The sequence below is a fragment of the Ruegeria sp. A3M17 genome (assembly GCF_003318255.1).
Classification (GTDB): Bacteria; Pseudomonadota; Alphaproteobacteria; order Rhodobacterales; family Rhodobacteraceae; genus Ruegeria.
In genome coordinates this window covers 142,064-150,112 of record NZ_QOCF01000019.1, presented here as the reverse complement: position 1 = coordinate 150,112, position 8,049 = coordinate 142,064, and the positions used below count along the sequence as shown (strand labels likewise).

Annotated in this window: 9 protein-coding genes; 2 read left to right on the top strand and 7 right to left on the bottom strand. The window is 57.2% G+C overall.

Going from position 1 to position 8,049, the window contains the following annotated elements; all coding sequences use genetic code 11:
* Positions 1-14: 14 nt before the first annotated feature.
* Positions 15-461, bottom strand: coding sequence for a phasin family protein (locus DS906_RS12000; protein WP_058275892.1), 447 nt, complete (start codon positions 459-461; stop codon positions 15-17).
* Between the two features lie 131 nt (positions 462-592).
* The gene (locus tag DS906_RS11995; protein WP_113790395.1) at positions 593-2,395 is read right to left on the bottom strand and encodes an alpha/beta hydrolase; all 1,803 of its coding nucleotides are present in this window, start codon (positions 2,393-2,395) and stop codon (positions 593-595) included.
* A 110-nt stretch (positions 2,396-2,505) separates the two neighbouring features.
* Here DS906_RS11995 and phaZ point away from each other — a divergent pair, with 110 nt between their 5' ends.
* On the top strand, positions 2,506-3,777 hold the full coding sequence (gene phaZ / locus DS906_RS11990) for a polyhydroxyalkanoate depolymerase (protein WP_113790394.1): 1,272 nt from the start codon (positions 2,506-2,508) through the stop codon (positions 3,775-3,777).
* Positions 3,778-3,782: 5 nt separating this feature from the next.
* Positions 3,783-4,367, top strand: coding sequence for a DUF6151 family protein (locus tag DS906_RS11985; RefSeq protein ID WP_113790393.1), 585 nt, complete (start codon positions 3,783-3,785; stop codon positions 4,365-4,367).
* Here DS906_RS11985 and DS906_RS11980 read toward each other — a convergent pair.
* From DS906_RS11980 to DS906_RS11960, 5 genes are all read right to left on the bottom strand, one after another.
* The gene (locus DS906_RS11980) at positions 4,358-5,074 is read right to left on the bottom strand and encodes an alpha/beta fold hydrolase (RefSeq protein ID WP_113790392.1); all 717 of its coding nucleotides are present in this window, start codon (positions 5,072-5,074) and stop codon (positions 4,358-4,360) included. The two genes, DS906_RS11985 and DS906_RS11980, sit on opposite strands and share 10 nt — an antisense overlap.
* A gap of 84 nt (positions 5,075-5,158) precedes the next feature.
* Positions 5,159-5,773 (bottom strand): hypothetical protein, encoded by a 615-nt coding sequence (locus DS906_RS11975; RefSeq protein ID WP_113790391.1) that lies wholly within the window; start codon positions 5,771-5,773, stop codon positions 5,159-5,161.
* Positions 5,774-5,790: 17 nt separating this feature from the next.
* Positions 5,791-6,219 (bottom strand): VOC family protein, encoded by a 429-nt coding sequence (locus DS906_RS11970; RefSeq protein WP_113790404.1) that lies wholly within the window; start codon positions 6,217-6,219, stop codon positions 5,791-5,793.
* Positions 6,219-7,214 carry a carboxylesterase gene (locus DS906_RS11965; protein WP_113790390.1) on the bottom strand — a complete coding sequence of 332 codons (996 nt, stop codon included), beginning with the start codon at positions 7,212-7,214 and terminating at the stop codon, positions 6,219-6,221. The genes DS906_RS11970 and DS906_RS11965 overlap by 1 nt, the downstream gene beginning before the upstream one ends.
* A complete protein-coding gene (locus DS906_RS11960; protein WP_113790403.1) occupies positions 7,211-7,960 on the bottom strand; it encodes an alpha/beta fold hydrolase in 750 nt (249 codons plus the stop codon). Before DS906_RS11960 ends, DS906_RS11965 begins: the two co-directional genes overlap by 4 nt.
* Positions 7,961-8,049 lie beyond the last annotated feature (89 nt).

Genomic DNA, 8,049 nt, shown 5'->3' with positions numbered 1-8,049 from the left:
CTCGCGGCGTTTGCTTACTTGGCAGCAGTTGCTTTCTTGGCAGCTGCGGTCACGTCGTTGGTGGCTTTTTTGACAGCCGCGGTTGTGTCTTCGGCTACGTCTTTGCCAGCCGCCATCAGCAGCTCAACGGTTTCGGACTGAACTTTTTTCGCGATCTCTGCGAAAGCCGCCATGTTTTCAGCAGCAACTTCAGCCGACGCGCTGGCGAAGTCTGTGGCCGCTTTGGCGTAGTCTGCAGGTTCTGCCTTGGCTTTCGACATCTCGGTCAGCTTGGCCAGGGTGTCCTTGGTCCATTTGCTCGAGATCTCAGCCGACTTTTCAGCCGCTTCCAGCGCAACACCCGACAGCTTTTCGTTCAGCGTCGCGGTCGATTTGAAAGCGCCTTCCAGAGCGGTGGTGTCAACGGGGAACGCGCCCATAACGTCTTTCAGGGTCGCGGTGAAGTCTTGCGTCTTTGCCATGTCTAAAATCCTTTTGCCGAACCGGGCCCACCCCGGTTTTCATCAGCTTGGGGACAATATGGATGCCGCAGTGCAGCATTGCAAGATTTTTCTTGCTGCACTGCAGAAATTCTTCGCAGAAGGGTTAGGAATCAACCGCTTGCCTTAACCCGTACATAGGTTCCCGGCGCAGGCGCCAGGGCGGGATGCCCCGAATCGCCGGGCGCGCGCGTGGGCACCTGCTTACCCGACCGCTTCTTCAGCCAGGCCTCCCACCGGGGCCACCAGGACCCTTCGTGATACGTGGCCTCTTTCAGCCAGGTCTCGGGATCTGCCTTCAGATCAGTATTGGTGTAATGGCCGTATTTCTTCTTGCTGGGCGGGTTCACAATGCCGGCAATATGCCCTGATTCCGAGACGATGAAGCTTTTCGACCGCGACCCCATCTGCTGCACACCGCGATAACACGCCTTCCACGCCGCGATGTGATCCGTCTCGCAGGTGATCGCCATCAGGGGCACGTCCACGTCGTGCACATGCAACTTATGCCCTAGCAATTCGAACCCATCGGTGACGAAGTCATTGCGCTGACACAGGCCGCGCAGGTATTGGACCGCCATACGACCAGGCAGATTGGCCCCGTCCCCGTTCCAAAACAGCAGATCAAACGCGGGCGGTGTCTCACCCATCATATAACTGCGGATCGCAGGCCCGTAGATCAGGTCCTTTGATCGCAGAAACGACATCGTGCGCCCGATGATCCATGCTTTCAGAACCCCGTCCTCCGAGATCTGATCCTCGATCCCGTCCACAAAGTCGTTCTGCAGGAAGGGCGTGAACTCTCCCTGGTCGCCAAAGTCCGTCAGGGCCGTGAAGAACGTGGCCGATTTGATCGATTTGTCGCCGCGCTGCTTGAGCAGCGACAGTGTCAGGCTCAGCGTGGTGCCCGCGATGCAATAGCCGACCGCGTTGACCTGCTTGACCTTGCAGATCGATTTGACCTCTTCGATCGCGGTCAGGAAACCGTCCTGGATATAATCCTCCATGCCTATATCGGCGTGGGATTCATCGGCGTTCACCCAGCTGACCACAAACAAGGTATAGCCCTGCTCGGTCACCCATTTGATCAGGCTGTTTTGCGCCTTGAGGTCCAGGATGTAGAACTTGTTGATCCAGGGCGGGAACAGCACCAGCGGCGTTTCATGCACCGTCTCGGTCGCAGGCTTGTACTGGATCAACTCCATCATCCGGTTGCGATAGACCACATCCCCGGGCGTCGTCGCGATATTGCCGCCGACCTCAAAGGCGCTCTCATCGGCAAGCTTGACCACCATCTCGCCGTCATTGGCCTCGAGATCGGCCACAAGATTTTCCAGACCCTGGATCAACGACCGGCCTTCCGTCTCGACCGCCTTTTCAAGCGCATCCGGATTGGTCGCCAGAAAGTTCGTCGGCGACATCATGTCGATGATCTGCTGCGAGAAGAACGCCAGCCGCTGCTTGTCCTGCACATCCAGGTCATCGACCGAAGCCACCGCCTGCGCGATGGCATCGGCATTGGTCTGATATTGCTGACGGATGAATTTGAAATACGGATTGGTCTCCCACAAGGGGTTGGAAAACCGCTTGTCCCGGGGGCCTGATGCGGGCTCTTCCGCCTCACCGCCTACTAGCGCCTGCTGCGCCTCGGCAAAGTTCAGAACAGACTGGCCCCAGAACTCGATCTGCTTCTCCATTAGCCGCGCAGGATTATGCATCGCTTCAGCCCAATACGCCGATGCTGCCTTTGCATAAAGCTCTTGATTCGGACCGTCCAAAGCAGGGTTATGACCCTTCTTTCCCGACATCGCATCAACAAGCCGCTTCGAAAGCTCCTCCACCTTGTCCATATTTTCTTTAAGCCTCTCAAGGTGTTCCAGGGATAGCTCCGGTGTCTGGTGTTCACTTGTTGTCATTTTAACAATTCCCCCTTAACCTCGCTGCTATGCAGAATAATCGTCGTGGGCTTGGGGAGCAAAGCGACGAATGGTCCGACACTCACACCGGCAGCCAGGAGGCCCCCTATATGCGCTACATGATGACCTACGACCTTATGGAAACCATGCGCAACACAAACCAATGGATGGGGGCAACGGCCAGCGCTATGGCGTCTTACCCACTGTTTTCCATGATCCCCAACCCAGCGTTCAGCATGATGGCCGCATGGGGCGAGGTGACCGAGCGCACGTTTCAGCGCATGATCGCAAAGCCGGACTGGGGTATTCGAACGTTCACGTGTGAGGATGGCAAAGACCACCTTGTTGATATTGTTCCCGTAATGGAGCGCCCATTTGGCGACCTGATCCATATTCGCGTCAATGGACGCGAAGAACAACCCCGCAAGGTGCTGCTGGTGGCGCCAATGTCTGGCCACTACGCGACTTTGTTGCGTTCCACGGTCAAAAGTCTGCTGGTCAATTGTGAGGTTTACGTAACCGACTGGCATAATGCGCGTGATATCCCTGTTTCCGAAGGCAAGTTCGATGTCGAGGATTACACGCTGTATCTTGTCGATTTTATGAAAGAGCTGGGCCCGGACACTCATGTTGTAGCCATTTGCCAGCCCGCCCCTCTGACGCTTGCCGCAACCGCTTATCTGGCCGAGGTCGAGCCCAAAGCTCAGCCCAGCACATTGACCCTGATCGGTGGTCCGGTTGACCCTGATGCCACCCCGACCGACGTGACCGATTTCGGCCGTCGTGTCACCATGGGACAGCTGGAAGAAACCATGATCCAGCGCGTCGGCTTCAAATACAAAGGCGTCGGCCGCATGGTATATCCAGGCTTGCTGCAATTGGCGTCCTTCATGTCGATGAACGGGGATCGCCACTCCAAAGCGTTCACCGATCAGATCCAGCGCGTGATGCGGGGCGAAGCGTCCGATCACGATGCGCATAACCGCTTTTACGATGAATACCTGGCGGTCATGGACATGCCCGCCGAGTTTTACCTTTCCACGGTCGAGCGCGTGTTCAAAGACCGCGAGATCGCCCGCAATGAGTTCGTTGTCGCAGGCCACAAGGTCGATATCGGCAAAATCACCGATGTTGCGGTCAAAACGGTTGAAGGCGCAAATGACGATATCTCGGCGCCCGGCCAGTGTATTGCCGCGCTTGAGCTCTGCACCGGTTTGCCGGATGCAAAAAAGGCTAGCCACGTCGAACCCGGCGCGGGTCACTATGGCATTTTTGCGGGCCGTAGCTGGCGGGATAACATCCGGCCGCTTGTGATTGACTTCATGAATGCAAATACGCGCAAACCAAAGCGTCGCGCCGCAAACAAAAACAAAGTGGCCTAGAAATCATGAACAGGAAAGTGGCGACAGATATCCCATTTTCCTGCTCTTGCGGTTCCCTGCACGGGCGGATCAGCACCGCAGGCGTGAAACACGGCACACATGTCGTGTGCTACTGCCATGATTGCCGCGCAGCCCAGTTGTATTTCGGGCAACCCGACCCCGCCCCCGGCCCTGTTGAGATTTTGCAGACCCTTCCGGAAGAGATCATTTTTGACGGCGGTGCCAAGCATCTGGCCCTAATGCAGCTAAGCCCAAAGGGGATGCTGCGCTGGTATGCCAGTTGCTGCAATGCTCCGCTGGCGACCACTGCACGCACGCCGAAATTCCCGTTCGTGGGTTTTAGCGTTAATCGTATCCCTGACCCAAGCGGGCTGGGGCCGGCTACGACTCGGGGATTTGTGCCCAAGGGCGACGGCAAACAAACCCACGAAAAGCTGGGGCCGGCCATCTACGGCATGCTGACGCGCGTTGCGAAATCGCGTTTTTCGGGCAGCTGGAAAAACTCACCTTTTTTCGACCCGGCCACATCTGATCCCGTTGCCGAGCCTGTGATCCTCAGCAAATCCGAGCGCGCAGCCCTTTACTCGTAAGAGACTCGCGCAGGCATGTTTAGCCAGTTCTCAAGTGCATCATTGACGACCTGAGGAGCTTCGAGCGTTGGCAAATGCCCGGCGTCCTCAACCACATTGAGTTCCGCGTTTGGGATCAGATCTGCCATAAAGGCGTGCTTTCTTACGGGTGTCAGCAGGTCATGCGCCCCACACAAGACCAACGTGGGAACCTTGATCATTCGCAGCCCACCTTGCTGATCAGGGCGCCGCTGCAAAGCGCGCATCTGGCGTTCGAACACATCTGCCCCTTGATCCAATGCCATGGCAGTCACGTCACTCAGAATGGGAACCCGCCTTGGCCCCGGGGCCAACGTATCTGACCCGAGGATCTTTCGCATAACCTCTTCGAGCCGTCCGGCCTTGGCGCCAACCATATGCTTTTCTCGGTCCGCCGCAATTTGGGGCGTGTCGGCCTGCGCATCTGTGGCCATCAGACACAGGCGCGAGATTCGATCGGGCGCGCGACGAACGAGTTCAAGCGCCACCACACCCCCCATACTAAATCCAGCAAGCGCGAAGCGGTGTGGCAATTGATCCAAAAGGCCCGAGGCGATCTCTTCTATCCGCTCGCCCAGCGAAACCGGTGCAACCGTGACCGCACACTGACGGGAAAAGTGGGCGATCTGAGGGGCGAACACCCTAGAATCGCACATCAATCCGGGCAATAGAACCAGCGGCTCGATCAATCGCGGCCTCCTTCGTCTCAGCTTCTTGAGTGGCTTTGTTTTTTAACAGGATGAGAGGTTTTTTCGGCCTGGGCAAGTTAAACTTCACGGGTAGGCAATACCGCGAAACGCGGGAAAATCCGCATAGCGCTTTTGACGAGTCTTCAGGTCTTCGCCCGGATTTTCGCCTGCACGCAACAGGCACCCGCGCGGGGCGATGTAGCTGTCGATACGCTTGAGGGGAATTGGCCGCCACACCAGATTGAAGGCACAGAGTTTTGGAAAAAACCAAATCTCGGAATACTCCAGATGATCGTGCATCCACCACGCCAGATCGCGCCAATCCCGGCCTTCCGCATAACGATCCGCGAACCACGGAATGACAATCGACGCCCCAGAAATCCGATCGTCGCCGGTACCCCAATCCCAGATATGGCACTCCAGTGGATTATCGTTTCGGGCACAGTTTAGCCGGTTTTCATTGCCAAATTGATTCAACGACGGCGATCGGTAACCGGACCGAACCGCCACTCGTCCGAACGTTTCCTCTAACGGGTCCAGTAACGTCTGGCAAAAGGCACGACCGGTTTCGATGGCAAGATCAGGATTGTCGGGAAGGTTCTGTTTTTCATGGAAATTTCCGATCTCAGAATAAAGAAAATCCCGCATGAAAAAGTGCCGAGACAGGCGCACGCGGCCAAGAGTTTCAAGGCTCCACATGCTACCTGGCTTACGCATCACCCGTACCCGTTCCAACGAAACGCCCCATCAGGGGCCAGAGGTGAGAACGGGTTGAAAGCGACCTCCCATACCGTGCCCTCGGGTGCGCGGAAATAACCGTGATGCCCGCCCCAGAACACATCCGAGGCCGGTTTAAGAACCTCGGCACCAGCGGCCTGAACTTTGCTTAAAACCTGCGCGACATCCTCCTTTGACTGGCAGTTATAGCTAAGCGTCAGCGCCCCACGGCCCAAGGTGCCCACGTCAACACCAATCTCATCGGCCAGTGCTGGCAGAGGATACAGCCCCAGCGTCTGCCCGATCAGATCAAAGGCAATCACACCGTCCGGACTGTCGACACGTTTCCAGCCGATCTTTTCATAGAATGCGGCCGCAGCTTCCGGGTCTTCCACCCCGACAGTTATCAGGCTGACGCGCTGTTCCATCATTCGATCCCCTGCTCTTTCAACCATGCCAGAATACCAGCGACGGCAGCATCGGTCTGTCCCGGAGACATCAAACGTCCGGCAATGACATGGGATGACGGGTCATCGCCCGGCCCCATCGTAACCGTCCTAACACTTGCAGGCCCCCCCCAAGCGTCGGCTACCTTGTGGGTCAAGTCCGGGCGCACAACCTGATCATCGTCAGAGAACCAGAACAGCGCCGGGACACGCGCCTGCGAGAAGTCCATGGCATAAACAGTCTCAACCAAGGCGGTCATGGGCACAACTGCCTCCCACGGATAAACCGACGACCAGTACTTGTTCTTCTCGGGATCCGGCCCCGAGACGTCCCGTTCTTCCCCCATGATCAATGGCAACCAGCTTCGCGCCCATGGAAGGCCCGGTATCCAGGCTCCGGGCGTGTTCACACCAAAATTCGGAGAAACAAACACCAAACCGGCTACGTTTTCTATCAGCGCATCGTCCAATGCTGCCGCCGCAGCCAGAGTTCCGCCGGTGGAGGTTGAAATCACGACGACCTGATCGCCCACCGCACGGGCGGCGGCCAATCCTTCAGCCATATCCTCCATCCAGCCCGAAGCGGTGCCTCCGGCCATCGCCTCCCCGCCGCGCCCATGACCCTGCAAGCGGGTGTAGACAAGATTGGCTCCCAGCGCATCGGCGACCATATCTGGGACTGGGCGAATTTCCTCGGACGAGGCGGAAAACCCGTGCAAATACAATATGGAAACCGGGGTGCGTCGTTCTTTGAACCCGTCCCGCCAGACAACCCGTTTCTCAACACCCGGAGTTATGTCATCGAAAGCGGACTCGACGCTTTCGAAATAGACCTGCACCCCTTCGCCAAACTTGCGCGGTTCAAATGTCGGGTTCAGGTTCACTTCTTCGCGCGGACCAAACCAATAGATCAGGGCACCAGCCGCGACCAGCACCAGAAGAACACGGCCGATGGCTTTGCCCAACCCCCGGATCATTGCGCGCTCATCACTTCAAGCACGGCGTTTTCGATGATTTCCAGGCATGGCCCGTCCGAGAACCTGTGGTCTGCATCCTTGACCAAGAGCAGGCGCATATCTGAACCGGTGGCATGTTCCACCAGGCGCACAGCGGTTGCAGTGGAAACAGCAGTATCTGCGGTCCCTTGCAGAAAACGCACCGGAAACTGAAGATTAATTCCATCCCGCAGAACCAACTGCTGTCTTCCGTCCTCAATCATTCGCTTCGTGATTATATAAGGCTCCATATAGTCCGAAGGCAATTCAACATACCCTTCGGTTTCCAACACCTGTTTTTGCGTGTCAGAAAACGATACCCAATACCCGTCCTCGGTGAAATCAGGCGCGGCAGCGACGGTCACCATCCCTACAATCCGATCCGGCATTGCCTTCGCCAGCAAAAGCGCTTGCCAGCCGCCCATCGACGACCCGACCACGATCAGCGGTCCATTGGTCAAGGCAGTTACCACGGCCAACGCATCCTCGTGCCAGTCGCCGATGCATCCGTCCTCAAATTTGCCCGAGCTCTCGCCATGGCCCGAGTAATCGAACCGCAGGAATGCCTGACCGCGCGCCTTGGCCCAAGCCTCAAGATGCACCGCCTTGGTGCCCTCCATGTCAGACTTCAGCCCGCCCAAAAATACAACCGTCGGCCCTGCCCCATCGCTTTTGTGATAAGCCAGCCGCCGCCCTTGCGCCGTTTCCAGAAAATCCGTCGCTGCCATGTCGCCCTCTTTCCTTTTGGAGTTCATCATGCACGGCTGCACGGTGGCTGCAATTCCCGAATTCGAACCTCCCGCCGCGTCAGCCACAG

Bases quoted from the DNA above. Each gene is read 5' to 3' on its own strand.
- DS906_RS12000 (WP_058275892.1), bottom strand. From the start codon at position 461: ATGGCAAAGACGCAAGACTTCACCGCGACCCTGAAAGACGTTATGGGC.
- DS906_RS11995 (WP_113790395.1), bottom strand. From the start codon at position 2,395: ATGACAACAAGTGAACACCAGACACCGGAGCTATCCCTGGAACACCTT.
- phaZ (WP_113790394.1), top strand. From the start codon at position 2,506: ATGCGCTACATGATGACCTACGACCTTATGGAAACCATGCGCAACACA.
- DS906_RS11985 (WP_113790393.1), top strand. From the start codon at position 3,783: ATGAACAGGAAAGTGGCGACAGATATCCCATTTTCCTGCTCTTGCGGT.
- DS906_RS11975 (WP_113790391.1), bottom strand. From the start codon at position 5,773: ATGTGGAGCCTTGAAACTCTTGGCCGCGTGCGCCTGTCTCGGCACTTT.
- DS906_RS11970 (WP_113790404.1), bottom strand. From the start codon at position 6,219: ATGGAACAGCGCGTCAGCCTGATAACTGTCGGGGTGGAAGACCCGGAA.
- DS906_RS11965 (WP_113790390.1), bottom strand. From the start codon at position 7,214: ATGATCCGGGGGTTGGGCAAAGCCATCGGCCGTGTTCTTCTGGTGCTG.
- DS906_RS11960 (WP_113790403.1), bottom strand. From the start codon at position 7,960: ATGGCAGCGACGGATTTTCTGGAAACGGCGCAAGGGCGGCGGCTGGCT.